Origin of the sequence: Streptomyces sp. HUAS CB01, from assembly GCF_030406905.1 — a bacterium.
Classification (GTDB): Bacteria; Actinomycetota; Actinomycetes; order Streptomycetales; family Streptomycetaceae; genus Streptomyces; species Streptomyces chengbuensis.
Genome location: NZ_CP129137.1, coordinates 146409 through 171992 on the forward strand (window position 1 = coordinate 146409; position 25584 = coordinate 171992).

Sequence of the window (25584 nt, forward strand, 5' to 3'; positions counted from 1 at the left end):
TCATGAGCGCGCAGCACGCCGCCGTGGGCGGCGGTGCCGGTACCGGGTCTCGCGGCCCGGCGGCCTTCCGCCGGGCCGTCTCCCCCACCGAGTGGTCCTATCTTGCCGCCGCCCGGCTGGGCGAACTGCTGGTGCTCCAGCTGGTGGTCGAGGGCACGGGGCCGATCGACGCCCTGGCCCTGAGCCGTGCCGTGGCCGAGGCCTCGGCGTCCTGCCCCGGCTCGCGGCTGGTGCGCCGCGGCAGGACGTGGGTCGACAGCGGACGTCCGGCACGGGTCGTGGTCGTCGAAGGAACGCCGTTCGACCGCACGGCGCTCGCGGGACCACCGGAACTCAACGCCCCGCTCGCCCACGCGGAGGACCGCCCGGGCTGCGAAGTGCTGCTGCTCACCGGCGAACCCGCCACCGTGGTCTTCAGGGCGTCCCACTCCGTGATGGACCTCAAGGGCGTGTCGCTGTGGGCCACGGAGGTGTTCCGGGCCCTGCGCGGTGAACCCCCGCGGGGCGCCACGGACTCGCTGGCCGACTACACGCTGCTGGACGCGGTGGGCAGGACCGGGCAGCGGCCCCGTCTCGGGCTCGACCAGCGCTCACCGCTCGGCGGCCGGCCGGGCAGCGGTCCGGTGTGGCGGCGGCGTACGGTGGCGGGCCGCCACGCGGCGCTGGCCGCCAAGGTGGCGGCCGCGGTCGCGGAGGGCGTACCCGGTCCGGGGGCCCGGATCATGGTCCCCGTGGACCTGCGACGTCACGCCCCCGGTGTGTCGTCGACGGCCAATCTGGCCCTGCCGGTGTTCCTCGACATCCCGTCCGGTCAGGGCGCGGACGCCGTCCACCGGCGGTTGCTGGGCGCGCTGGCCTCCCGGCGGGAACTGGCCGCCGGCGCGGAGACGGCCCTGGCCCGCCTTCCGCTTCGGGCCGCTGCGGCCTTGGTGGGCGCGTCACGGGCCGCCGCCTCGGCACGACACCGGTACCTGGCGTCGGCCGTCGTGTCGAACGCCGGCCGGCTCGCGCCGGCCGACTTCAGCGCAGGGGAGTTCACCGCGACGACCGTCTACGCCCTGCCGGTGCACGCTCCCCTGGTACCGGTCAACATCGCGCTGCTGGAACTGCCCGAGCACGTCGAGCTCGTGGTCTCCGCCCGTGGAGCCGCGGACGTCGGCGAGCGCTGCGAGGCCCTGCTGGACCGCATCGACTCCGCGCTGGGCGCGGACGCAACGGCCTCGTGCACGCCGCCTCCGGCACCGCCGCGGAAGCCCGCTGCCGCCGAACTGCTGCTCGCGCCCGGCCCCGGCGGACTTCCTTCGCTGGACGACTCGGTGGTTCAGCTGTTCCGGGCGCAGGTCGCCCGCCGGCCGGACGCACCCGCCGTGCTCGGCGACGACCTGCGATGGTCGTACGCGGAACTGGACCGTCGCTCCGACGCCGTCGCGGCCGAACTGCTCGCCCTCGGCGTCCGGCGCGGCGAGGTCGTCGGTGTCCTGGCGGACCGTTCGGCAGCGGGCCTGGCAGGAGTCTGGGGCGTCCTGAAGGCGGGCGCGGCCTTCCTGCCCGTCGATGTGCGCAATCCGGCGCGGCGGGTCGAGGAGCTGCTGCACGACGCGGGGGCCGGCATCTGTCTCGCGGAGAAGGCCTCGTGCGACCGGGCTCAGGGCAGCGGATGCACGACGATCCTCCTCGAGGACGTCGCGGGCGACGGAGCGACCGTCGACGAGGAGGGTCGCGCGGCCCTCGCCGCCGCCGCTCCCGGCCCCGACGATCCGGCGTACGTCATCTACACGTCGGGCTCCACGGGCAGGCCGAAGGGCGTACAGATCGAGCACCGCAGCCTGACCAACGTCGTCGGGTGGATCGCCCCCTTCATGCGCTGCGACGAGGAGACCCGGGCCGCGTACTCCTTCTCCCCCGGGTTCGACCTCTCGATCATGCAGATCTTCCCGCCCCTGGTGCACGGCGGTGCCGTCGTGCCCGTCCCGGGTGAACTCGACCACGTCAAGCTGCGCGAGATGTTCTCCGGAGGGCTGGCCAACACCCTCGGGCTGACGCCGACCCACCTCGCTCTCGCCCGGCGTCTCGGAATCCGCGCCACGGGCATCCGCGCCCTCCAGTCCGGCGGCGAGAATCTCACCGCGGCCGACAGCAGCCGGGCACGCGCGTCGTTCGGACCCGACTGTCTCTTCGTGAACATCTACGGCCCCACCGAGGCCACGGTGGCCTGCACGGTCGCCGTCGTCGACGACGCCACCGGACGCCCGTCCGCACCGATCGGAGTGCCGGTGCACCGCACGTCCGTGGCCGTACTCGACGAGCGGGGACGCGAAGTCCCGGACGGCGAGCCGGGCGAACTCCATGTGACCGGCGTCCAGCTGGCCCGGGGCTACCTCGGGCGCCCCGACCTGACAGCCGACCGTTTCGTCTACCTCCCGGACGGCCGCCGCGCCTACCGCACGGGTGATCTGGTGCTCCGCCTTCCCGACGGACAGCTGGAGTACGCCGGCCGGATCGACTCCCAGGTGAAGATCCGCGGTCACCGTGTCGAGCCGGGTGAGGTCGAGGCCGCGCTCACTGCTCTGCCGGACATCGCGCAGGCCGCGGTGGTCGCCCGCCGCAGGAACGACACCGGCGCGCAGGCGCTGTGCGCTTTCGTCGTGCCGGCCCGGAGCGCGGCCGCCTTCGACGAGGCGGCCGTACGCGCCGATCTCGAGCGCTCTCTGCCGTCCCACCTGGTTCCCACGGTGATGTGTGCGGTCAACGGGCTGCCGGAGACGGCCAGCGGCAAGACCGACCGCAACGCGCTGCCGAATCCCTTCGACGAGGCACCCGCTCCTTCGAGGGCGGCCGAAGTCCCGGACAAGGCCACCGGACCGCGTACCGCGGGGGCGGCGGACGATCCGGGACCCGGTGTGGCCGCGGTGACGGCCGGGATCTGGGCCCGTGTCCTGCGCTGCGACGCCAAGGACCTCGATGCCTCGTCCGACTTCCATGCTCTGGGCGGCGACTCGCTCGCCGTCCTGGAGATGCTGGCCGCGCTGGGCGAGGAGCTGCTGGGCAGGGACGCGGAGCAGCGGTTCCTGACCCGACTCGGCTCCCTGAGCGAGAGACTGACGCTCGGCCGGGTCGTCGAAGCCGTCGAGGCGCTGCGGAGCGGGTCGTGATCTTCGTCGGAGAGGGCGCTCTCCTGTGGCGCGCCGTTCAGCACACCCTCGACAGCGACCTGCCGGTGGACCTGGTCTGCGGGCCTCCCCCGGCTGTGAACACCACTCGGCCCGATGTCCCCTTCCGCGCCGTCGCGGACGTCAACTCCGTGGCGGCCGAACTGGTCGCCGCCAGCACGGACGGCGTCGTCTGGTCGCTGAACAACCGGATGATCTTCCGTGCGCCGGTACTGTCCCGCGGGCTGCGCGTCCTCAACGTCCACCACGGTCCGCTGCCCGCCTACCGGGGGCTGCCGGAAGTGGCCCTGGTCTACGCGATGTTGCGTGGCGAGCGGGAGTTCGCCGCGACCCTCCACCAGGTGGACGACGGAATCGACACCGGCCCCGTCCTGGCCGCCGACCGCTTTCCGATCGGGCCCGACGAGCCGTTCCACATGGTTCTGCGCCGCGGACTACGGGTCTGCCACCGGCTCTTCGAGCGTTGTCTGCCCCTGGTGGCAGCCGACCCCGCCTGGAGCGGCGAACCGGCCCGCCCCGGGGGTGCCGGCGCCAACGGGTACTTCGGCCGCAGGGAACTGGCCCGTCTGCCCGACCACCGGGACCACCCGGAGTTCAGCCGGGCCACCAACCTGGGCTTCCTCGCGGACTACCTGCCGGAGCTCGCTGCGGTCCTGGAATGAGGCGACCGCGGATCCCTCCAGGCCCCGAGCAGCGCGGCCGCCGACCGTCGCGGCGCGGTCCGTCCGTGCAACGTTCTCGCGACCCCGCGGGGACACGGCTGGATCACCTGCCTCCACGCCGGCCGAGCGGCCGGGCCGACCCGGTCCCGGTCGCGCCGCGGTCGGCATCCGTCTCGCCGGCCAGGAGGAGCACGGCCCATGGAGCACCACACGACCGGGGATCCGCCGCCGGGCCGGTCACCGCGGAAGGCCGGGAAGTCAGGACGGGTGCGCCGACGCCGGCGGCGGCAAGCGCTCAAGCCACCGCGCCAGGCATCGCGCCCTCGGCAAGCTTGATGCGGGTCCAGATGTTCATGTTGACGACGACGGCGACGATCTCGAGCATCTCTTCGGGGCCGAAGTGCGCAGCGAGCGCGTCGTGGAAGCGCTGGAACGCCGTGTCGGGGTCCGTGTCGGCGACGCGGGTGAGCGCCTCGGCGTAGCGGAGCGCTGCCTGCTCCGCCTCGGAGTGGAGCTCGGTCTCCCACCACGCGGTCAGTGTGTCGATCTTGGCTCTGGGGACGCCCGCCTCGCGCGCCGCCTGGTAGTGCAGATTGAGGCAATAGGTGCAGCTGTTGAGCTGCGAGACCCGAAGACGCAGAAGCTGGGCCAAGCCGCGGTCGATCCGCAACTCCGCTGTGTAACCGAAGGACTCCGCGCCCATCCGGGCCATGCGGGTCAGCGCCTCGTTCCCCCGCGCGTCGAGCCGACGGTTCGTGATCTGGACATCGTCATCCATGGCGATCCTCTCGCTGCTTGTCATCCCCCGCGCTTTCCGACTCCACCCCGAGCCGGCTGCGACTGAACGAGCATGATCGGTGCGAGCCTCACGCGCGCATGCCCTGGGGCGCTTGGGCGGAACGCGTCGTAGCGGGCGATTGAACCGGCACCGCGTTGCATTTCCTGCTTCTGGCCCACCCGGCCCGATGCTCGTGCTGCTCGCGGTGCTGAGATGCCCGCTCACCGGCACATGTTCGTGCCGCTGACGGGGTGAACCCCGCACGGCAAGCCCCAGTCACGTGATGTCAGACGGGCGACCGCGAGATCCCCGCCGCCGTAAACACCGTCGAGCGATGCGTGCACTCGCGCGGCATTGCCAGGTACGACAAGACCGCCACCTCCTGTGCAGCGACGGTCGACCTGCCGCCGTTCCTCCGCCGGGCAAGGTCCGTGTGGAGGTGGATCCTAGTTGCGGTTGGCGAGGTAGTCATCGACCCGCCTGCGGAGATGGTGACGTCCGAGGGCAAGTCGACGACGCGCATCCGACGGCGACAAACCCAGGAACGCGCCGGCGCCAGCGAGTGTGTGCCCCTCCAGATCGACCAGATTCAGCAGATCGCCCGTCTTGGTCGAAAGATCATCCAGAGCCCCGTCCACCACCGAGTAGAGCTCAAGGGTTTGTGCCTCATCCTCTGGGAGCACACGCCGCAGTGGCGGCCATACGGTGGGAGCGCTGCTCCATCGGGAAACCTCTGATACGTCGTTGTAGAAGTCACCCAGGAAAAGTTCTGCCTGGTCGGCATCCGTATCGAGTCCATCGAGGTCGACCATCACATCACCCGAGTCGTCGAGGTCGTCATCCGGCGAAACGCCGCCAAATTCTTCTGCGGCCCCTTGAGATGAGTGATGTGCGAGCAAGCTGTCAGCCCAGATCTCCGGCTGTACGGCCACCTCGCGATCATGATGGCCCATTCGCTCGAGTAGCTGAGCAACCGCCTCCTGCCGAGACGGCGGAGCAGCGCCGGACGAGTCCCGAAGCAGGCTCGCCCAGGTTTCCTGCACCAGATCGTCCGCGTGCGCCGGGTCAGCAGCACGTGCGAGATCCGTCAGGAAGTGGTGGGTGTTCTCGTGCGTAGCCTCCCATTCCCCGATACCGAGACGCGCATCCCTGACTGACCCGGCGTGCTCGTCCGGTTGCCGCCAACCCATCACCGCCACGGTCTTTGCCAACTGATCGATGCACGCTGCACAGTCCCGGCAGTCGCGGACGTGGGCTGCGAGATCCGAGACGACATCGCGCGTCAGCGTCCCTTCGAGGGCCAGACTGCCGACGAATGCACTTTCCTTGCAGCCAACCACTTGGCCAACCCCGGAGTGAGAACGATGTGAATCCACTGGCTCTCCCCACAAAGCGCTCGCAGACACCAGTGTCCCGCACTCACGGCAATCGCACCTCTTGCTCCGGTCCGACTCCCGGGACCTGGGCCTGCACTCCCGGGGCCCTTCTCCGCACCTCGACGACATGTCCGCAGGCGGCCGTGACCAGCCGCAGGCGAGCCGGCCCGCACCCGGTGTCGAGTGCGCCAGGGGATGGAGGCACGGTGTCAGCAGTGACCGCGTTCGTGTGGGCGTCGCACTCCTGACCTCCGGTTGCGTGGACCGCCATGAGCCCGACCTCACCTCCTGTCGCCTGCTTGCCCGCGTGGTCGCGTGGAGGTGCCGCGCCGAGACGAAGACCCCGCCGGAGCAGTGCCCCCGGCACAGCTCCGGCGGAGCCTTCCGGCGGTGTGGATCAGTGGCCGTCGCCGGCCTCGACCGTGAACCGCTTGGTGAACATCCTGCCGCCGTCGCGGGACTCGTAGACGCCGCTCCGGGTGGCGGCCAGGATGTGCCGGTCGTCGACCGCCGTGAGCGCCTGGGCCTGCCCGCCGGGGACCGTACCCGCCTGCTGCCAGGTGGCGCCGCCGTCGCTGCTCCGGCTGAGCCTGCCCACGTCGTCGATCCCGTACAGAGCTCCGGACTGCGGCCAGGAGAGGAACGCCATGGTCGGCTGCTTGCCTGTGGCGAAGGTCCTGCCGCCGTCGGTGCTCCGCGCGACTCCGTCAACGGTGGTGGCGAGCACGGTGTCCGGGTCGTCGGGGCTCACGGCGATGTCCAGTGCCTGGAGGCCGGCCCGGTCGTCCCAGTCCGCGCCGTCCTTGCTGACACGCAGCAGGGCGTTCGTGCTGTCGTAACCGTAGATACTGCCGTGGGCGTAGTCGAGTGCGTGGAAGTCGACCTCGCCGGCAAGGGACCGGGTCTTCCAGGTCCTGCCGGAATCGGTGCTCTCGATCAGACCGCGGTTGGCGGGGCCGCCGGTGCCGGGGGCGGGGTGGCCGCTGGCCAGGAAGGTCTTCGCCTTGGCCACGGTGAAGCCCATGAAGTCGTCCGTGCTCGTGCCGACCTGCTGGGCCGCGCCGTCCTTGCCGAGCGTGAAGACTCCTTCGTGGGTGGCGACGTACAGCTGGTTGTCGGCGGGGTCGATGCCCAGCCCGTGGACGTGGCCGTGCAGCGAGGCGGACGGTTCCGCCGCACCGATGTCGCTGCCGTTGCCCGCCTCGGTGTCACTGCCGCTGAAGCAGGCGGTCAGCGTGAGTCCGAGCGCGAGGACCACGGCGGAGGCAAGGGGCCACCTGATGGTCGTGTTCTTCATCTTCTTCGTCCTGCCGGAAGTCGGGGAGTACGCCGCTGTTCCGGCCCTGGCACGAAGGGGCGCAGGGCCGGAACAGCAAGGCATCGTGTGCGGTTCAGAGCCGGTCGAGGATGCTGCGCATCTGTGCGATCTCGGCGGACTGGTTCTTGATGACCTCGTCGGCGAGCTTCTTGGCGGCGGCGTTGCGGCCGCTGGTCTGCTCGTCCTTCGCCATGTCGATGGCTCCGTTGTGGTGGTCGATCATCATCTGGGCGAACTTGCGGTCGAAGTCCGTGCCCTTCGCGGCCATGAGCGCGTCCATGTCCTCGTCGGACATCATCCCGGGCATCTCCCCCGAACCGTGGCCCGCGCCATGATCCACGCCCGGCGATTCGGGCTTGCCCCAGGCGCTGAGCCAGGACCGCATGGTCTGGATCTCGGGGTCCTGGGCCTTCTCGATCTGCCCGGCCAGGGTCCTGATCTCCTGGTCGGACGCGCGGCCGCCGACCAGCTCGGCCATCTCCAGGGCCTGCTGGTGGTGCGGGATCATCCCCTGGGCGAAGGCGACGTCCGCGTCGTTGAACGCGCCAGCGGCGGACGTCGCGGTGTTCGCCGGAGCGGCGGGGGAGCCGCTGCTGTCGGCACCGCCGCAGGCGGTGAGCAGCAGGGCCCCGGCGGCGACGGCTCCCACCACCGCGACTCGGCGGTGCGGGGGCATGCGGAAGGAACGCGTGAAGGCGATCATGTTCTGGGTACCTCGTGTGGTCGATTCTGAGCGAGTGGATGCGTAGGCGTGATGGCGGGCGGCCCTGATGAGCCTGTCCGCTCAGGGTTCGGCCTAGATCCGCAGAATCGACAGTCGTGCGAGGTCAGGAGGTCTGGGCGGAGGATCGGGACGCGCGGCTGCGAGAACCCTGGTGGCGAGCTTCGCGAACCAGTCGCGTCGGCCCAGGAACAGCGCGTGCAGCAGTGCGGCCAGAGCCCAGGAGCCGAGTACGGCCAGGCACAGCGAGGCCATGTCCATCGCCATGCCGGGCTCATCCGCCGGTGCGGAGACGATGATCAGCGCGGGGTCGGCGGCCGGTTCCGCAGCAGGTGGGGCTGGGGACAGGGCCATACCGGTGCCGGCATCTGCGCGGTGTCCGTGGCCGTGCGCGGGCATCCCGCCCATGCTTGCCGTGTGCGAGGAGGAGACCGTACCCGTGCCGGATCCGTCGCCGGGGTGACCGATGGTGTGCATGATGAACACACCGAGTGCCAGCACCAGGACAAGCAGGAGACGCGCTGCCACGCCCACCGCTCGTGTGTTCTGCTGCACCGCTGCGTTCACCTCCGCCGTCGACGATAGCCGAGACTCTGCGACCTGCCCTGTGGCGATCGGGTTCTCAGGGGATGGGGCCGTCACCATGCCCCGTCGTCTCCTCGGTGCGGGCTTCCGCTTGCGGGGAGACGCCGGCAGTGGGTGGCATCCGGCGCTCCGGGCATGGTGTCCGGCGCGTACTCCTCCTGACCCGACTCCTCCCCACACCGCCATGGCTGTGCCCCACCGGCCTCCGCAGGCTCCCCCCGGACGCGTCCACCTGCCGCAATCCCGACGATGGCGATGGTCGCGGCGATGAGCACGGCCGGCCCCACCCGGCTGAACAGGCGGCCCTCCTGGTCAAGGAACGCCATCCCGCATGGGAGCCGCGATCAGCCCGCGGAGGGACGCGGGGCGCGCCGGGGCGCGCGCTCCTTGAGCTCCTCCTCGTCGACCAACGTGAGCATCGGTTGGCCCGGCGCGCACACCATCGTCACCAGGAACGTGGTCGGTGCGTCCGACAGGGCGTTTCCGTCCTGGTAGTGGATCACGTCACCGCCCGGCTCCCAGAACGACCCACCAGCCTCGACCACCCGCTCCGGCTCACCCTCGAGCTCGAACCGGAGCGCGCCCTCCATCACGTATCCGAACGCCGGACCCGAGTGGCGGTGCGGAGGGAGCCCGGGGTGACCGGGAGGCCAGTCGACGAGGATGGTCATTCCCGACCCACCTTCGGGGAAGAAGGGCGGGGTGACTTCCTGCAGCAACTTGACTTCGGGCGGCAGCGCCACCTCGTGCCCCTCGGCAGGCGTCGCTGGCACCGGGTTCTGCTCTGACACTGTGATGCGCCTCCATCGGTCGGCCCCGAAGGGCGAATTTGCCTCTGCCGTCTCTTGAGGCCGGTGTCCGAACGTCCAACGGTGCGCTTGTGCCTGCGGGGCATACTCCCCGCTGGGGCGGAGCACCGCGCCCGGCCGCGTCGGCACGGCCGTGCGTTCGTCAGCCGAGGGCTTGGAGCAGTTCGTTGCACGCCGTCTCGCAGGAGCGGCAGGACTCGGAGCACAGGCGGCAGTGCTCCATGTGCGTGTGGCGGCCGCATTCGTCGCCGCACGCCTTGCACGCGGTGGCACACGCCTGCACGATGGCGCGGGTGATGTTGGCGTCGTAGCCGGTGTGGCGGGAAAGGACCGACGCGGTGGCATTGCAGATGTCGGCGCAGTCCATGTTGGTGCGAATGCACTTGGCCAGCTCTGCCGGCATGCCCTCCGACAGGCAGGCATCGGCGCACGCGGTACACGCCTGGGCACAGGCGATGCATTCCTCGATGCACTTGGTGAGCTTCTCGCGGTCGACTCGCCCGAGGTCTGCCGGATACGTGGCGAGCATCTCCTTCACCGACGTCACGGAGACCGCCTCCTTCCGTGCCGGAGGCCGGCGGGCCAGATGGCCACACCTCCTTGGTCTCCGGCCCCTACCTCATTCTCAACTGGCTCACAGGGCATCGCACACGCACCGCGGGCTTCGCTGACGCGTGCATGCGCCGAGCGGCCGCTCGCCGGCCCGCGGTCGGGCCCGGCTGTCGACGCGACCGCCGCGCCCGGCCCGACGGACGGAGGAGCGTCGGTGGGGATCAGCCCGTGCGGTGGTGGCCGTCCTGGGAGTCGCGGCCGCCCATCGTCGTGCCGGACATCCTCTCTTCCATGTGCTGCCGTGCCTTGTCGCGCTGGTCAGCGGGTAGATGGTCCGTGCAGTGGCGGATCATCTCGTCCATGTCCATGCCGTGGGCGTTGCCGGATGGCTGGGTGTGGGTGACGGGTGGTGTCGGGCGCGGCTCCCCGGAGGCCGATGCAGCGGTGGCGCCGTAGGCGCCGAGGCCGCCGAGGAGGGTGGTGGCCACGGCCACGCCGATGGTCCTTCGCCTGATCATGTCGGTGTCCCTTCCAGAATCCTTTGTCTCTCTCCGTAACTAGTGGGTCCGACGCTAGGAGCGGGGTGTGAAGAACTGATGAAGTGGCCGTGTGCGGGCCCTGTGCACTGATGACGCCCTGAATCGCAGGTGGAGCCGTCCGCAGGGGACCCTGCGCTCCCCGATTCGGCCGATGATCAGCGCATTTCTGCCCCGGGGATGTGATCACCGTTCGGCGGGCACTCTTTCGTCCCAGGCTTCCCTGCTTTGCTACCCCTGGGGGGTAGGCGTAGCTTCGGGCTCAGGAACCCAGGTGGCACCGCCCATCGCTCGGCGCACGGAAGGGAAGACGTCATGAGCGCCGCGGATATCGGGGTCGTGGCTGGCGCGTTCGTCCTCATCGCGTTTCTGGTCTGGTACTTCTTCGGCCCGAAGGAGTCGAGCCGGGCCGAGCTCAAGGGCGGCGTCCAGGAGATCGGCATCGTGGTCAAGGGCGGCTACACGCCGGACCTGATCCGGGTCCGCCAAGGGCTGCCGGTCCGGCTGGTCTTCGACCGGCAGGAGGGCGGGGACTGTACCTCTCGCGTGCTCTTCCCCGACTTCCGTCTCGCCGCCTCGCTGCCGGCGTTCGCCACGACCGTGGTGGAGTTCACCCCGGCCAGCGCGGGCCGGTTCGGATTCGTGTGCGGGATGAGCATGGTGCACGGCACGCTGCTCGTCGAGCCGGGCGACGGTGAGACGCCCGCGCCTGCCCCCGGGGCCACCGCGGCGAAGCCGGCTCCGCCCGCCCGGCCCGAAACCGGCGCTGCCGAGCGGGAGGATGCCGAGGCGGCCGCTCGGCGGGAGGAGATCGCCGATCTGACGCGGCGGGTCGCCGTCGGTGCGCTGCTGTCGCTGCCGGTCGTGGCGGCCGTCATGCTGCACGAGGTGTTCGGTGTGGACGTGCCCGCTCTGCTGCTCGACCGGTGGTGGCAGTTCGCGCTGATCACGCCGGTGATGTTCTACACCGGGTGGCCGATCCACCGCACCGGCTGGCACGCCCTCCTGGGCCGCACTGCCGAGATGAACGCGCTGATCACACTGGGCACTTCGGCGGCATACGGCTACAGCCTGCTGGCCACCGTGGCGCCGGGTCTGCTGCCCGCGGGGGTCCGCGAGGTGTACTACGAAGCGGTCGGCGTCATCCTCACCCTCATCCTGCTCGGCCGACTCTTCGAGGCGAAGGCCAAGGCGGGCACCGGACAGGCGATTCGCGAACTGCTGGACCTGCAGGCGAAGACCGCCCGCCTCGTGCGGGACGGCACCGAGGTGGAGGTGCCCGTCGAGCAGGTCACCGCCGGGGACGTCGTCGCTGTTCGTCCGGGAGAGAAGGTCCCGGTGGACGGTGTGATCGTGGATGGCCGATCCACGTTGGACGAGTCCATGGTGACGGGCGAGTCGATCCCGGTGACCAAGGGCTCGGGCGATGAGGTCGTGGGCGCGACCATCAACCAGACCGGGGCCTTCCGGTTCCGGGCGACCAAGGTCGGTGCGGACACGATGCTCGCGCAGATCATCAGGCTGGTGCAGCAGGCGCAGGCATCCCGGGCCCCCATCCAGCGGATCGCCGACCTGGTCGCGAGCTACTTCGTCCCCGTCGTGGTGTTCATCGCCATCGTCTCGTTCACCGTGTGGTTCCTCGTCGGCCCGGCCCCGGCAGTGACCCTGGGGCTGGTGGCGGCCGTGGCGGTGCTGATCATTGCCTGTCCGTGCGCGCTGGGTCTGGCGACGCCGCTGTCGGTGATGGTGGGCACCGGGAAGGGAGCCCAGGCGGGGATCCTGATCCGCTCTGCCGAGGCACTGGAGATCGCGCAGCGGCTGGACGTGGTCGTGCTGGACAAGACCGGCACCGTCACCCAGGGTCGGCCCGAGCTGACCGATGTCATCGCCGCCGACGGAGGCACCGAGAACGAGGTGCTGCGGCTGGTGGCCTCGGCCGAGCAATCCTCCGAGCACCCTCTCGGCCAGGCGATCGTCGCCGGCGCGACCGGCCGTGGCATCGTCCTGGCCCGGGCCGGCGAGTTCGACTCGGTCACCGGCCACGGCATCACCGCCACCGTCGACGGCCGTCGGGTGCAGGTGGGCAAGGCGGCGCTTCTGACCCGCCAGGGCATCGACACAGCCGCTCTGTCGGCGGAGGCGGACCGGCTGGCCGCGGCGGGCAGGACAGCGATGTACGCGGCCGCTGACGGCCGGCTGCTGGGTCTGGTCGCGGTCGCGGACACGGTCAAGGAGGACTCGGCGGCCGCGATCACCGCGCTGAAGCGGCTCGGTCTGGAGATCGTGATGATCACGGGTGACAACGCGCGGACCGCCGAGGCCATCGCGGCCGAGGTCGGTGTCGACCGGGTGCTGGCCGAGGTGCTGCCCGAACGCAAGGCCGACGAGATCCGCCGCCTCCAGGAGGAGGGCCGGCGCGTCGGCATGGTGGGAGACGGCATCAACGACGCCCCGGCCCTGGCCCAGGCAGATGTCGGCTTCGCGATCGGCACCGGCACCGATGTGGCCATCGAGGCGGCCGACATCACCCTGATCTCCGGGTCCTTGGGCGGCGTGGTCACCGCGGTGAGGCTGAGCCGGGCCACGATGCGCAACATCCGCCAGAACCTGTTCCTCGCATTCGTCTACAACACCGCCGGCATCCCCGTCGCGGCAGGTGTGCTGTACCCGTTCACCGGCCGGCTGCTCAGCCCGATCGTCGCGGCCGCAGCGATGGCCCTGTCCTCCCTGTCGGTGGTGGGCAACGCCAACCGGCTGCGCCGCTTCACCCCCAGGCCACTCCCCGGCGCCCCGCCCGCAGGGCCGAGGCCGACGTCCGGGCCCACGGGGCCGCACGAGCGAATCCGTGCGCAAGGAGAGGTGAACCCATGACGGCGACGGTGCTGGTCGTCGACGACGAGGCGAAGCTGCGCGGCCTGCTGCGCGACTACCTGGAGCGCGACGGCTACACGGTCCTGGAGGCGAGTGACGGCCCCGGCGCCCTCGACCTGGCCAGCGCCTCCCACCCCGACCTGGTCGTCCTCGACCTGGGCCTGCCCGGCCTGCCCGGCGAGGAGGTGGCCCGGCTGCTGCGCAAGGCCGGAGAGGTGCCCATCGTGATGCTCACCGCCAGGGCGAGCGAGAACGACCGGGTGATGGGGCTGCGCCTGGGCGCCGACGACTACGTGGTCAAGCCGTTCAGCCCGCGCGAGCTCGTCGCCCGCGTCGAGGCGGTGCTGCGCCGCGCCCGCGGCCCCCGTACCGAGCGCGAGGGGGCTGCCTCGTACGGGAACGGGCGGCTGCGGATCGACACCGAGCGCCGCGAAGTGCACGCGAGCGGCCGGCAGGTCGAACTCACCCGAACGGAGTTCGACCTGCTCGCCGCGCTCGCCTCCCGCCCAGGGCGGGCCTGGACCCGCATGGAGCTGGTGGGACGCGTCCAGGGTCACACTTTCGAGGCGTACGAGCGGACCATCGACGTGCACGTGAAGAACCTGCGCCGCAAGCTCGGCGACACCCCGCCCTCCACGGTGGTCGTCACCCTGCCCGGCGTCGGCTACAAACTCGGAGTCGATCGTGATGTGGACCGCGATACGTGAACTGCTGCGCGGCCGTTTCGCCCGCCGCCTGGCCCTGGCGTTCGCCGCTCTGGGCGTCGGCACGGCCGCGCTCACGGCCGTGCTGGTCAACACGGCCTTCACCAACCGGTTCGAGGACTACCTGGGCGAGCAGCAGCACGCGCGCCAGCAGCAGCTCGTGTCCCTGTTCGCCGCCGGCTACCGCCGCGACGGCGGCTGGAGCACGCAGTCCCTGGACCAGCTCGCGCCGACACTGGCCATGACCGGCTCCGAGGCCGAACTGCGCGACGCCTCCGGACGGCAGGTGTGGTCGCTGGCCGACGCCGACGTGGATCCCGCCATGTCGACCATGCACCGGCAGATGTCGGGCACCGGCGACCTCGGCCCGCCCCGCAGCCTGCCGGTCACCGTGGACGGCCGGCAGGTCGGCACCCTCGACGTCCGCGTGCCCGAGGGCGTGGTCCCGGCCGTGGACAGGGACTTCCAGGCGTCGGTGAACCGGCTGCTCGTCGGCGGAGCCCTCGGAGCCGCCCTGGTGGCCCTCGTGGTCGGCGTCTACACCGCGCGCCGGGCCACCGCCCCCATCACCGAACTCACCCACGCCGCCGACGATCTGGCCGCCGGCCGACGCGACCGGCGCGCCACCACCGTCCCCGACAACGAGATCGGACAGCTGGCCACCGCCTTCAACACCATGGCCGCCCGCGTGGAGAAGGAGGACGAACTGCGCCGCGCCTTCGCCGCCGACGTCGCCCACGAACTGCGCACCCCCCTCGCGATCCAGCGCAGCCAGCTCGAAGCCATCCAGGACGGCATCAGCAAGCCCACCGAGGACGTCCTGGCCTCCCTCCACGAGGAATCCCTGCGCATGGCCCGCCTGGTCGCCGACCTCGAAGCCCTCGCCTCCGCGGACGCCGCCGCCTTCACCATGGAACGCGAACCGCTGTCCCTGACCACGCTGGTGGCCGACACGGCCACCGGCCTCGCCGACGCCTTCACCGAGGCCGACATCACCCTGCACACCGACCTCGCCGCAGTGCACGTCGACGGAGACCCGGTACGGCTGCGGCAGATCGTCACCAACCAGCTCACCAACGCCCTGAAGTTCGTCCCCGCAGGCGGCACGGTCACCCTCACCCTGCACCAGGAGGACGGCTGGGCCGTCCTGAGCGTGGCAGACACCGGCCCCGGCATCCCCGACGACGAACTCCCCCGCATCTTCGACCGCTTCTTCCGCAGCCGCTCCGCCCGCGCCGACGGCTCCGGCATCGGCCTCGCCGTCGCCGCCGAACTCACCGCCGCCCACGGCGGGACCCTCACCGCCGACAGCGAAGTCGGCCGGGGCACCACCTTCACGACCCGCCTGCCCGTCCGAGCCGGCTGAGCCGGGCAGTCGCGATCCATTGAGCAACGCCGTGCTGCCCAGGCGCAGCCCAGGGCAGGGATCGGGTGGAGTTCCATGGAGCGCCCTGAGCGGAGCAAGGGTCGCGCCCAGTCACCGGCGGCGCGCCGGGCGACGACCACCACACCGCACCGACTGGTACGGCGTCGTCACCTGGCCACCTGGCCACCTGCACGGCCTACACGGCCCTGCCGACCCGCGCATCACCCGAGCGCCGTACACGGTGGTCCGGCCTCGGGCCATGACTGGGGCCGGACACCAGCGCACGGTCCACTGCCGTGCCCTCGAGCGGGCCTCACTCCGCGCCCGCTCACGGGCCGCTCCGCCGAGCCCCGTGCCGCCGTTGGTGCTTGGCTCGCAGGTGTGTCGCCCGACAGTGCGGGCGCAGACGTCTGTGGAGAACACCATGCGTAGAGCAGTCCTCGGTACAGCGCTGGCCGCTGCGGTCCTGTCCATCACGTCCTCGGCCCTCGCCGCGACCAGCCCTTCGGGTGGGTCCGAAGGCAAGGGACTGCGGGTGATCGGGCTGACCGCCGATCAGCGGCTGGTGGAGTTCCGGGCCGACCGGCCCGACTCCATCTCCTCGTCGCGTGCCGTCACCGGCCTGCAGGGAGACACCACCTTGGTCGGCTTCGACTTCCGCGTCCAGGACAACCTCCTGTACGCGGTCGGCAACGCCGGCGGTGTCTACACCCTCAGGACCCGCACGGCCGTGGCCACCAAGGTCTCCCAGCTCAGCGTGCCACTCTCCGGGGCCAACTTCGGTGTGGACTTCAATCCCGCCGCCGACCGACTGCGGATCATCAGCGACACCGGTCAGAACCTGCGCCATGACGTGACGGCAGCCGTCGGCGGGACGGTCACCGACACCGTGCTCACCAACGTCCCGTCGCCCAACCCCGCCCTCGGTGTGACGGGCGCGGCCTACACCAACAACGACCTCAGCGTCGCCACCGCCACCACCCTCTACGACATCGACACCGTGAACGACCTCGTGTCGCTGCAGTCGCCCGCCAATACCGGCACCCTCGCTCCCACCGGGAACATCGGCGTGGACGCGGGCCCCAACGCGGGCTTCGACATCTACTACGCGCCCAAGGAGGGCGTCAACACGGGCTACGCCGCGCTCCGGGTCGCCAACAGCCACCGCTTCTACCGCATCAACCTGCAGAACGGCGCGGCCAAGCGCATCGGCAGCTTCCCGGCCGGCCGGCAGGTCACCGACATCGCCCTGCCCCTGAACCAGAAGTAGCCGTGTCCCGCGCCCTCGTGCGCGGGGCACCCGACCCGGCCGGCAGACGGTTGGGAATGGCCGCCCACCCGATCACCCAGGCGGTGGCCGTTGGCGACAGTCGGGCTTCGCTCGGATGCGGAGCCCGACGGGTCACCCCTTCCGCCGGTCCGGTCTCGGGTCGGGGATCCCGGTGGAGTGCGTGCAGTGCTGCATCTTCCAGGTCCTGTCCCCATACGGGCGCCTGGTGCCCGCCGCATGCGGCGCACTTGGCCCACCGCCACCGCCGCCTCGCCCGGGACTACGAGACCATTCCGGCCCGGTCCGAGACCGTGATCTGCTGGGCGATGATCGGCATCCGGTTCGCCGACTCGCCCGATGTGTTCCCGCCCCGAACGGCGCAGCTCATGCAGCCGAGGAACACGGAAGTGCCGTTCGCCGTGGGGCCGTCCGGCAGGCGTCCCGACGCCGGACGGGCGACACCGGTCCCATGGCCGTCAGTCCCTTCCCGCCCGCACGATCTGCCGCCCGACCTCTGCCCAGACCGGCTCGGCCCAGTTCACGGTTCGTCACCCTGCGGAGTGTGCGGGGCCTGCAGTACCAACCGCGGTGAGGGTCGTGTCTCGAATGGAGACGTCCACCATCGGCTTCAGTGCGATGCCATCCTGCGTATCGGCTGCGGAACGCTCCCGACCACGGGCAGTGTTTTCGCGTCCGACGTCGGCGCGCAGCAGCCGCCCTCTGCGCGAGTGTGCGAGCCGGACGATCACGTTTCAGCCGTCGGACGGTGGCACCTGCCAGTCGCCAGCCCAGAGGCACCCAGTGATCGCCGCCGGCCGCGAGCAAACCGCAGAATTTGCTGAAGCCCACCCATGCCAGCCCGGGCGCGGCCCGCACGCACACCCCCCTTCATCTGCCGTGCGCCGCATCGCCACATGGGGAGAATCGCTCTCGGCTGCGTGGATACCGCGCCCCACGCGCGAGGATCTCGCCTGCGCCCCCCGCCGGGCAGGCGTCGTATCCGCGTTCCGCCATGTGCACGCCTCAACTCACCGCATCCGCAAAGTAGTTGACAGGCAATCCAGGACGACGCTTTGATCTAGCACTCGTAACGACCCAACACACGTACAGGGGGGCGCTTGATGAAGCGCAGCACGGTAGCTAAGGCTGGTATGGCTCTCGCGGCGAGCGTCATCATCGTCGGGGGCATGGCGGGCTCGGCCTCCGCAAGCGGAAGCAATGTGACCATCTCCCGGACCTGGGGCACGGCGACCTTCAAGACCTACGGCGACGAGCTGTGGGTGAAGGACCTCTCCGCGGACGGCTACTCCGTGCAGGCCAAGATCCAGCGCTGGCAGAAGGTCAACATCGACGCGTGGAGCTGGGTGGATCATCGGACCGGCTGCTACGACACGACCACCAAGAACGACACGACCGACGGCTACTCGTTCTGCAACTACGACCTGATCGAGAACGACCCGGTCCGGGTCTGCATCGTCCGCTCGAAGGACGGCGTCCGCTACGGCGACTGGGTCTGCAGCGCCGAGACGCAGGCCTGATTCCTGCCGCCCTTCGCTCCCCCGCCCGCCCTTGCGGTGTGCGACCGCGGGCGGGCTTTCGCCCGCCGCATCGCCGGCGGCGACAGAGACAAGACCAGGATTCCGCTCCGAAGCATCCGTGGTGAACAGGCGGGACTCCACGGAGCGGGCGACTTCGGCAAGAGAACCTCGCCACGTACACCGCCGGGCAGCACAGCGTGCCGCGCTGTGTCCCCGGCGGTGTGCGCTTCATCGCGATCGGCAGGGACACCCGCGGTCAGGCGGTGATCGCCGCCCAGGTCATCGAAGAGACCCGCCGCACCACCCAGGAGGCCTCCGAGGCCAGTCAGACCGCTCAGGCCGGGTCTCGGCCTGGCGCCCTGCTCGAGCAGCGTTCGCCGACGCCGCTCGTCCTCGACGACGTGTGGGAAGCGGAGCGGCTCGCCCCGTTCCTCATCGGCGGACACCGCTGCGCACGGGCCTGGACACCGCTGCGCCCGGAAGCGTGAACCAGGGTGCTGTTGACGGTGTCGGAAAGTTGGGTCCAATCGTGGACAACTCCACGGCACGACGAGAGGCGCCGCCCTCGGCGTCCTAGGCTCTGGCCCATGGAGCAGCGCGAGGTGATGAAGCGAGTCGTGGCCGTACTGACCGAAGCCGCTGAGGTCCACCGACGGCTGGTTGAGGACCCGGAGCGCCAGGACCTTGAGGACGAGAAGCGCCTCATGGGTGAGATGGTCTCCGAGACCCTCGGTCTGCGGGTCAGGCTCTCCGCGGATGCAGAGCCGGCCGCGGTGGCCAGGGCAGTGCACGACGCCATGGAGGACCGAACCGGCGTGCTCGCCAGCTGCTTCGTCACGGCGTTCCTGAGGCTCGCGGAGTACCACGATTCCGGTCGAACAGACGTGAGTTCGGCCGACGTCCTGCGCGAGCTGGCGCTGGAGTGGGGCGAAGAGAGGGACAGCGAGTAGCAGGCGGCCGCCAGGCAAGGAGTCGCGCGACCTCGGAACGATCACGGCTCCGGCAGTTCCTGCGGGTCGCGTTCGACGCTTTCGAGGCCAATCCCCGGGCCGGCACCGTGCATGACGAGCTGATGCTTGGAGGCGTCGTCGACCAGGAGCTCTGGTTCAGGAGAGGCCGGCGGCCGTGAGGGTGAGGCCCGGGCGGAGTTGGCCGCACGCTTCGTTGGGGTTCCTCTTGTACTGGTCCAGCACCCGTGGCACCTCCCGGGCCGCCCAAGACCTGGTGGCGGCAAGCCGCTGTGGGTCGGGAACAGCGTCTGCTCGAACCCAGTCGCCGCCGGTGCCCTCGGAGTACAGGCGAATGTAGCCCGCGGCTGTCAGCCGGGAAACGGTCAGGTCGGGTGTGGTGACCCAGATGCCGTGGGTGTGGATGAAGGTGGGCCGGAGGGTTGTGAAGACATGGTGCCGCAGGGCGGTCATGTCCCGGTCGGCGTAGGCGTCTGCGATGGTGGGCTCGGTCAGGCCCGCGAGGTCCCGTACGGCGAGGTTGCTCGTGAGGAGGGTACCGCCGAGGTCCGGGGCGAGAAGTGTGCCGTTGGTCAGCTCCAGTCGCTTCGCGTACTCGTTGAACACGGCACCGTAACGGTGGGCGACATGGCACACGGGCAGGGTGGGATGGGCCTGGAATGAGGCGGCGCGATCCCGCTGCCCGATCCAGGACACGAGCAACGCCGTGCAGACGGTGACGCCGGCCACGATCTTGGCGCGCTGCGATCCTCGTTCTACCTGGTCCGTCAGTGCGATGCCGACTGCGAGCGATGCCGGCGCCCATACCGGCGTCGCGAAACGGAACATGCGCATCCAGTCCGGATTGAGCACACCGAAGGCAGCGAGGGTGAGGGCAAGAGGCACGAGCACGCCCGGCAGAGCCGTCCGCACCGGTCCAGGGCGCCCCAGGGCCGCCCCCGTCACCACAGCGCCGGCCAGCACGGCCGTCCACCCCGCGAACGACAGGAGGGACCCGGTCCCGGCGAATGACTCCCACGTCGGGGTGTCCTGTGCCTTCGCCAGCGCGGTGTTGGGCACGAGCCGCCCGAAGACGGCATAGCGCCACCCGAGGAAGGCGGCATACGGCACGACGAAGGCAGCGACGGCACAAGCCGCCGCTCGTGCGGACGCGCCCAGCGTCGCTCGACGCACCCGCAGCAGCAGCACGACCGGGTAGGCGGCTGCCAGGACTGCCCCGTCCGGGCGGGTCAGGGCCGCCATCAGTGCCAGAAGGCCCGTCACCACAGCAGGCCCTGTCGCGGTGAGCCGGTTCTCCAGCAGGGCACGCGCGAGCACGGCACCCGTCAGCGTGGCCAGCAGGGCGTACAGAGGATTCTCCAGACCGGAGAACATCCAGGCCACGAACGACATGTTGCCCGCCAGGAACACACCGCAGAACAGCACCACGACCCAGGAATTCGACACCAACCGCCGCGCGACGCGGGAAATGGCGATCAGGATCCCCAGCGTGCACAGGACACCGAGGACCTTCGGGTACAGGACCTGATCCGGCACGCCGAAGTAGGTGCGGTGATCGAACAGCCCCAGACGCCTGCCCAGAACCAGCAGGGCGAGCCAGGCCGGGTTGGAGTAGCCCTCGACCGGAGGCGACCCGGCCTGTTGCACCGGGCCGAGACCCTCGTCGATGCTACGGGCGTAAGCAAAGGTGATCGCGGCGTCGTCGACCACCCAGCGACCGAGCTGCGAGCCCCGCACGGTGATCAGGACCGTGCCCAGCAGGACGGCAGCCGTGTCGCGAGGCGAGCGACGCATGAGGCCGGAGCTTCTCGCGGGCCAGGGCCGCGCGTCCTTCCGCGCGACGGCGGGGTGGACCACGCGAACACTCGAAGAAGGCAAGGCAAACCCATCGCTCGGCCGACCTGGGCACACAAGAGAGCAACGGCGTGCCATGCCCACCGGTTACGCCCGGTACGGCGCCAGTACGAGTGTGTGCGCAGCCGTGACGCCACCCGTTCGATGGTCGCTGCTGATCCGCGCTCACCTCCGGTCGGGCGCTCATGCGCTCTCCTGGGCGGGGGTGCCTCTATGTCTTCCGTCAAAGCACCCCTGTCGGGTTTGGGCTGGTTCGGGGTTGTTGAGATTATGCGGCGAGCTCGACGTCTTTCGGTGTCCGGGATTCGTAGAAGGTGCCGTCGCGGAGCATGGCGAACAGGACGCTGATGCGTTGACGGGCGAGTCGGAGGAGGGCCTGGGTGTGGGTCTTGCCGCGTGCTCGCTGGCGATCGTAGTAGGTGCGGGAGGCGGGGTCGGCGTTCATGCAGGCGAAGGCGGACAGGAACATCGCCCGTTTGAGCTGCCGGTTGCCGCCTCGGGGCGCGTGCTCACCGTGGGTCGAGGTGCCGGACGACTTCGTTGTCGGGGCGAGTCCTGCTAGGAGGCGAGGTGGGCGGCGGTGGGGAAGCTGGTGCCGTCGCCGACGGTGACCAGCAGGACGGCGGCGGTCCTGACGCCGACGCCGGGCATCGACGTCAGGACCGGGGAAAGAGGGTGAGCCTCCAGCAGGGCGTTGATCTGGGCTTCCATTGCCCGGCGCTGTGTGTGGACGGCGGCCAGGGAGGCGGCCAGGGAGGGGATGACGATGTCGAGGGTGCCGGTGCCGGGGACGATGACGGTCTGTTCGTCGAGTGCGTCGAAGACGTCGTCGATCAGCCGCTGGGTCATGCGCGGGGCCTTGGGCCGGATCAGCTCCACGAGTCTGCGGCGGCCGGCCTTGCGCAGGGCGGTCGGGGAGCCGTAGCGCTCAAGCAGCCAGGTCACGGCCTGGTGGTCGAGGCGGGGACCCAGGACGCGCTCCAGGCTCGGGTGGAACTGGGTGAGCAGGCCGCGTATCCGGTTGGACGTGCGGGTGGCCTCGGCCGCGAGATCCTGGTCGAAGCCCACGAGGACCGTGAGTTCGGCGGTGATCTCGTCGGTCAGTTCCAGGGACCGCAGGGTGTGCGGCATGGTGCGGGCCGCGTCCGCGATCACTGCGGCGTCCTTCGCGTCGGTCTTGGCCTCGCCCGGGTAGAGGTCGGCGATCCGGCGCATCGCGAGTCCCGGCAGGTAGGCGACCTGGCAGCCCGCGTCGCGGGCGACGGTCAGCGGCAGGGCGCCGATGGAGGCGGGCTGATCGACGATCACCAGGACGGTGCCGAACTTTTCGCGCAGCTTGTCGAAGACGGCCCGCAGCCTGGGCTCGCTGTTGGGCAGCGGCTTGTCGAAGACCTTCTTCCCGGCCGGGGTGAGTCCGTGGCCGTGGTGGGCACTCTTGCCGACGTCCAGGCCCAGGAACACGCCTACGTCTTCGATCTCGAACATCGCGCCCCTTCCCAAGGGGTGTTGGCGGTGCCGGCCTCGGCTCGGGTGTCGTGCTCGCGCATCCACGTTATGCAGACCTGCCGCCCGCGAACTGCCCGGCGTTGCGCCGGACCGGGCGGTGGCCGGACCTCTGATCAGCGTCTCCGACGGCACCTCCCGGGCCCGGTGACACCACCCCCCAGGTCATCCGTTCGACAGGGGGCAACAGTCATGCCAGGCCCGGAGGCCAGCGGCCCCGTTGCAGGACCGCAGAAAACATAACGGGGCTGCCGGCACCACGCGCTGCGCCCGTCTGGCCCGGCAGGCCCCCACGCGGACTACGTGGATCCCGTCGTGCGCCAGTCCAGGCCCGACCCGCCGCCGTCGGGCCGCGCCCTCGCGCCGTGGCGGGTCGGTCTCAGGCGAGGCGGCAGTCTGCACTGCCGCCTCGCCAGAATGATCACCAGTTCATGCCCGGACGCTGAGCCACGACCACCACAACGGACTCCTGTACGCACATGGTCCGGCGATCGGCAGGTGCGCGACAGGGGCGATCCGTCGCGGAGGGGCCGCTGCCCACGTCAGGACTTGGGCATGAGGACGGTGTCGATGATGTATACGGTGGCGTTGGCGGTGGGGACGTTGCCGCAGACCACCTTGGAGTTGTCGTTGACGGTGTAGTTCTCGCCGGAGCCGTTGGTGGTGAGGGTGGACTTCTGGAGTGTGTCGTAGCTGCCGTTGCCGAGCTGCCGCGGGGTGAGCTTCTGACCGACGACGTGGTAGGTGAGGATGTCGGTGAGCATCTGCTTGTCGGCGAGGACCTTGTCGAGGTCGGCCTTGGGAATCTTGGCGAAGGCGTCGTTGGTGGGAGCGAAGACGGTGATGTTCTCGGCGTTGTTCAGGGTGTCGACCAGGCCCGCCTTCTTCACCGCGGCGACCAGGGTCGACAGTGCGGGGTTGTTGGAGGCGGCGGTGGCGACGGGGTCCTCGGCCATCCCGTCGAAGGAGCCGGCTCCTTCCTTCGGCACGGAGGCACAGGCCGGTCCGAAGGGGCTGTCGGCGGGTACGGCGTCGTCCATGGCGGGCGTCGACTGCTCCTCGGCCGGGGCCGAGGTGGCGGCCTTGTCCGCGGCCGAGTCGGAGCCGCCGTCGCCACCGCCGCAGGCGCTCAGTGCGAAGGGCAGGACGACGGCCGCGGTGACGGCGACGGCGGTACGACGGAAGCGCAGGTGATGCATCGTTTTCTCCTTGGGTGTTCTCATGGTTGCTTGACGTGATGGCCAAGTGGCAGGGGGGCCTGCCGCACCGCGCCGGAGGCGCAGGCGGCCCCGCCCTGCGGGCGGACGGAGCTACTTTCGCCACGCGCCCTGGTCGACGTTGACGAGTACGGAGTGCCAGCCGCTCGCACCGTCGGGCACCGTCCCGGTTCGCTTCTCCGTCTGCGTCTCTCCGGTGCGGTCGGTCGCGCGAACGGTCAGGGTGTGGCTCCCCGGGGTGGCGTTCCAGGGGAAGGACCACTGGCGCCAGGTGTCGGTGGTGTGTTCGGCCGCAAGGTCGGCGGGTTCCCAGGGGCCGTCGTCGACCCGGATCTCCACACTGTCGATGCCCCGGTGCTGGGCCCAGGCGACTCCCGCGACCATGACGGTTCCGGGTCCCGGCCGGGCGAAGGCTTTGGGGGTGTCGATCCGGGACTGGGTTTTGACCGGAGCCCTCGGGGCCCAGTTGCGCTTCACCCAATAGGGGTCGTAGTCGGCGAAGGTGGTGAGCTCGATGTCCTCGATCCACTTGCACGCGGACACGTAACCGTACAGGCCGGGTACGACCATGCGGACCGGGAAGCCGTGGTCGAACGGGAGGGGCCGGCCGTTCATGCCGACCGCGAGGATCGCGTCCCGGCCGTCCATGACGTCTTCCACCGGGGTTCCCAGGGTCATGCCGTCGACGGACCGCGACACCAACTGGTCGGCGGGGCCGCCGCGTGACGGGGGCTTCACTCCTGCCTCCTGCAGGAGTGAGGCAAGCGGTACGCCTGTCCAGCGCGCATTTCCCACGTAAGGACCGCCGACCTCGTTGGAGACGCAGGTCAGGGTGATGTCCCGCTCGATCAGTTCACGTTCGAGCAGGTCCTCGAAAGAGAGGGTGAGCGGACGGCGTACGCCCTTGCCGTGGAGCCGCAGTCGCCAGGTCGTCGCGTCGACTTTCGGCACCACCAACGCGGTGTCGACCCGGTAGAAGTCCCTGTTCGGAGTGATGAACGGCTTCAGGCCCGGGACCCTCAGCACCGCGCCGGAAGGTACGGACCGGGCCGGGGCACCGGAAGCTGGCAGACGGACCGCCGCCCGGGATGCCAGGGCACCGCTGCTGCGAGCGGAGGCGAGTTCGCGTCCCCACGCGGTTGCCCCGGCAGATGCGGCCGCAGCGGCGGAGACGGAGATGAGGAACCCCCGACGGTCCCAGCCCCCGGCCGCGACAGGGCTGTCGGGCGCGATGTCGCGGTTCACTGCCAGACGGCCCGCCAGGAGGTACAGCAACGCGGACGCAGCGAGCGCCCCCACTGTCGACGGCACCGCGTCCGCCCAGGACGCCGAATCCGGTCGCCCGAGCGCGGCCGCGGCACCGGTGACGCCGAACAGCAGCGCCCCGACCGCGGCCGCCCGCCGGTGCCGCAGTGCGAGCAGGCCGAGTGCGACGGCGATCGCCGACACCACCACCACGATGCCGAGTTGCAGAACCGACTTGTCGCTGGTCCCGAACTGACGGATCGCCCAGTCCTTCACGGGCGCCGGGGTGACGTCGACGACCCAACCGCCGACCGCTTTCACCGGTCCGGCCTCCGGCCTGACAGCGGCGGCTGCGAGTTCCGCGGCTGCCAGCGCCGCGAAGCCGGCCAGCAGACCACTGGCACAGGCCAGTAGCCGGCGGCTCACTGAAGTGTTCTCGATCGTCACACCGGGGATTCGGCACTCCCGCCGCATGCGGATTGGTCCGTCCTGCGAACGGATGACCAGGGCGGGCTCGGTTGACGCGGGGCGACTGCGTCCA

The 25584-nt window shown here is 70.5% G+C and carries 20 protein-coding genes and 1 pseudogene; 9 read left to right on the forward strand and 12 right to left on the reverse strand.

Going from position 1 to position 25584, the window contains the following annotated elements; all coding sequences use genetic code 11:
* Positions 1-2: 2 nt before the first annotated feature.
* The gene (locus QRN89_RS00750) at positions 3-3152 is read left to right on the forward strand and encodes a non-ribosomal peptide synthetase (RefSeq protein WP_290347382.1); all 3150 of its coding nucleotides are present in this window, start codon (positions 3-5) and stop codon (positions 3150-3152) included.
* Entirely contained in the window at positions 3149-3832 is a 684-nt protein-coding gene (locus QRN89_RS00755) for a formyltransferase family protein (protein ID WP_290347383.1), read from the forward strand. The genes QRN89_RS00750 and QRN89_RS00755 overlap by 4 nt, the downstream gene beginning before the upstream one ends.
* Positions 3833-4127: 295 nt before the next feature.
* Here QRN89_RS00755 and QRN89_RS00760 read toward each other — a convergent pair whose 3' ends face one another.
* The 8 genes from QRN89_RS00760 to QRN89_RS00795 form a co-directional block, all read right to left on the reverse strand.
* Positions 4128-4610 carry a carboxymuconolactone decarboxylase family protein gene (locus QRN89_RS00760; RefSeq protein WP_290347384.1) on the reverse strand — a complete coding sequence of 161 codons (483 nt, stop codon included), beginning with the start codon at positions 4608-4610 and terminating at the stop codon, positions 4128-4130.
* A gap of 446 nt (positions 4611-5056) precedes the next feature.
* Positions 5057-5950, reverse strand: a complete 894-nt coding sequence (locus tag QRN89_RS00765; protein WP_290347385.1) for an RNA polymerase sigma factor — start codon at positions 5948-5950, stop codon at positions 5057-5059.
* A 433-nt stretch (positions 5951-6383) separates the two neighbouring features.
* Positions 6384-7283: a F510_1955 family glycosylhydrolase gene (locus tag QRN89_RS00770; protein WP_290347386.1), complete on the reverse strand. Its 900-nt coding sequence runs from the start codon at positions 7281-7283 to the stop codon at positions 6384-6386.
* 94 nt (positions 7284-7377) lie between these two features.
* The gene (locus QRN89_RS00775) at positions 7378-8007 is read right to left on the reverse strand and encodes a DUF305 domain-containing protein (protein WP_290347387.1); all 630 of its coding nucleotides are present in this window, start codon (positions 8005-8007) and stop codon (positions 7378-7380) included.
* 93 nt (positions 8008-8100) lie between these two features.
* Positions 8101-8580, reverse strand: coding sequence for a DUF6153 family protein (locus QRN89_RS00780; RefSeq protein ID WP_290347388.1), 480 nt, complete (start codon positions 8578-8580; stop codon positions 8101-8103).
* Positions 8581-8954: 374 nt separating this feature from the next.
* Positions 8955-9353, reverse strand: a complete 399-nt coding sequence (locus QRN89_RS00785) for a cupin domain-containing protein (RefSeq protein ID WP_435833294.1) — start codon at positions 9351-9353, stop codon at positions 8955-8957.
* A 208-nt stretch (positions 9354-9561) separates the two neighbouring features.
* On the reverse strand, positions 9562-9948 hold the full coding sequence (locus QRN89_RS00790; protein WP_290353527.1) for a four-helix bundle copper-binding protein: 387 nt from the start codon (positions 9946-9948) through the stop codon (positions 9562-9564).
* Positions 9949-10192: 244 nt separating this feature from the next.
* The gene (locus QRN89_RS00795) at positions 10193-10489 is read right to left on the reverse strand and encodes a hypothetical protein (RefSeq protein WP_290347390.1); all 297 of its coding nucleotides are present in this window, start codon (positions 10487-10489) and stop codon (positions 10193-10195) included.
* A 333-nt stretch (positions 10490-10822) separates the two neighbouring features.
* On the opposite strand from QRN89_RS00795, the gene QRN89_RS00800 reads away from it, so the two are divergent.
* The 7 genes from QRN89_RS00800 (at position 10823) to QRN89_RS00830 (ending at position 19206) form a co-directional block, all read left to right on the forward strand.
* On the forward strand, positions 10823-13378 hold the full coding sequence (locus tag QRN89_RS00800) for a heavy metal translocating P-type ATPase (RefSeq protein WP_290347391.1): 2556 nt from the start codon (positions 10823-10825) through the stop codon (positions 13376-13378).
* Positions 13375-14085: a response regulator transcription factor gene (locus QRN89_RS00805; RefSeq protein WP_290347392.1), complete on the forward strand. Its 711-nt coding sequence runs from the start codon at positions 13375-13377 to the stop codon at positions 14083-14085. The genes QRN89_RS00800 and QRN89_RS00805 overlap by 4 nt, the downstream gene beginning before the upstream one ends.
* A complete protein-coding gene (locus tag QRN89_RS00810; RefSeq protein WP_290347393.1) occupies positions 14066-15448 on the forward strand; it encodes a sensor histidine kinase in 1383 nt (460 codons plus the stop codon). Before QRN89_RS00805 ends, QRN89_RS00810 begins: the two co-directional genes overlap by 20 nt.
* Before the next feature lie 424 nt (positions 15449-15872).
* The gene (locus QRN89_RS00815; RefSeq protein ID WP_290347394.1) at positions 15873-16718 is read left to right on the forward strand and encodes a DUF4394 domain-containing protein; all 846 of its coding nucleotides are present in this window, start codon (positions 15873-15875) and stop codon (positions 16716-16718) included.
* A 1121-nt stretch (positions 16719-17839) separates the two neighbouring features.
* A complete protein-coding gene (locus QRN89_RS00820; protein WP_290347395.1) occupies positions 17840-18256 on the forward strand; it encodes a hypothetical protein in 417 nt (138 codons plus the stop codon).
* A 197-nt stretch (positions 18257-18453) separates the two neighbouring features.
* Positions 18454-18744, forward strand: a complete 291-nt coding sequence (locus tag QRN89_RS00825; RefSeq protein ID WP_290347396.1) for a hypothetical protein — start codon at positions 18454-18456, stop codon at positions 18742-18744.
* Between the two features lie 99 nt (positions 18745-18843).
* Entirely contained in the window at positions 18844-19206 is a 363-nt protein-coding gene (locus tag QRN89_RS00830; protein ID WP_290347397.1) for a hypothetical protein, read from the forward strand.
* Positions 19207-19362: 156 nt separating this feature from the next.
* Here QRN89_RS00830 and QRN89_RS00835 read toward each other — a convergent pair whose 3' ends face one another.
* From QRN89_RS00835 to QRN89_RS00850, 4 genes and pseudogenes are all read right to left on the reverse strand, one after another.
* Complete coding sequence (locus tag QRN89_RS00835; protein WP_290347398.1) at positions 19363-21018, reverse strand: glycosyltransferase family protein; 1656 nt, start codon at positions 21016-21018, stop codon at positions 19363-19365.
* Positions 21019-21346: 328 nt separating this feature from the next.
* Positions 21347-22563: pseudogene (locus tag QRN89_RS00840) on the reverse strand (IS110 family RNA-guided transposase).
* 560 nt (positions 22564-23123) lie between these two features.
* Positions 23124-23780 (reverse strand): fasciclin domain-containing protein, encoded by a 657-nt coding sequence (locus tag QRN89_RS00845; protein WP_290347399.1) that lies wholly within the window; start codon positions 23778-23780, stop codon positions 23124-23126.
* A 111-nt stretch (positions 23781-23891) separates the two neighbouring features.
* Positions 23892-25517 (reverse strand): molybdopterin-dependent oxidoreductase, encoded by a 1626-nt coding sequence (locus QRN89_RS00850; RefSeq protein ID WP_290347400.1) that lies wholly within the window; start codon positions 25515-25517, stop codon positions 23892-23894.
* Positions 25518-25584 lie beyond the last annotated feature (67 nt).

Excerpts from the sequence above, each read along its gene's own strand:
- QRN89_RS00750 (WP_290347382.1), top strand. The coding sequence starts at position 3 with ATGAGCGCGCAGCACGCCGCCGTGGGCGGCGGTGCCGGTACCGGGTCT.
- QRN89_RS00760 (WP_290347384.1), bottom strand. The coding sequence starts at position 4,610 with ATGGATGACGATGTCCAGATCACGAACCGTCGGCTCGACGCGCGGGGG.
- QRN89_RS00770 (WP_290347386.1), bottom strand. The coding sequence starts at position 7,283 with ATGAAGAACACGACCATCAGGTGGCCCCTTGCCTCCGCCGTGGTCCTC.
- QRN89_RS00775 (WP_290347387.1), bottom strand. The coding sequence starts at position 8,007 with ATGATCGCCTTCACGCGTTCCTTCCGCATGCCCCCGCACCGCCGAGTC.
- QRN89_RS00790 (WP_290353527.1), bottom strand. The coding sequence starts at position 9,948 with ATGCTCGCCACGTATCCGGCAGACCTCGGGCGAGTCGACCGCGAGAAG.
- QRN89_RS00795 (WP_290347390.1), bottom strand. The coding sequence starts at position 10,489 with ATGATCAGGCGAAGGACCATCGGCGTGGCCGTGGCCACCACCCTCCTC.
- QRN89_RS00800 (WP_290347391.1), top strand. The coding sequence starts at position 10,823 with ATGAGCGCCGCGGATATCGGGGTCGTGGCTGGCGCGTTCGTCCTCATC.
- QRN89_RS00805 (WP_290347392.1), top strand. The coding sequence starts at position 13,375 with ATGACGGCGACGGTGCTGGTCGTCGACGACGAGGCGAAGCTGCGCGGC.
- QRN89_RS00810 (WP_290347393.1), top strand. The coding sequence starts at position 14,066 with ATGTGGACCGCGATACGTGAACTGCTGCGCGGCCGTTTCGCCCGCCGC.
- QRN89_RS00815 (WP_290347394.1), top strand. The coding sequence starts at position 15,873 with ATGCGTAGAGCAGTCCTCGGTACAGCGCTGGCCGCTGCGGTCCTGTCC.
- QRN89_RS00820 (WP_290347395.1), top strand. The coding sequence starts at position 17,840 with ATGAAGCGCAGCACGGTAGCTAAGGCTGGTATGGCTCTCGCGGCGAGC.
- QRN89_RS00830 (WP_290347397.1), top strand. The coding sequence starts at position 18,844 with ATGGAGCAGCGCGAGGTGATGAAGCGAGTCGTGGCCGTACTGACCGAA.
- QRN89_RS00835 (WP_290347398.1), bottom strand. The coding sequence starts at position 21,018 with ATGCGTCGCTCGCCTCGCGACACGGCTGCCGTCCTGCTGGGCACGGTC.
- QRN89_RS00845 (WP_290347399.1), bottom strand. The coding sequence starts at position 23,780 with ATGCATCACCTGCGCTTCCGTCGTACCGCCGTCGCCGTCACCGCGGCC.
- QRN89_RS00850 (WP_290347400.1), bottom strand. The coding sequence starts at position 25,517 with ATGCGGCGGGAGTGCCGAATCCCCGGTGTGACGATCGAGAACACTTCA.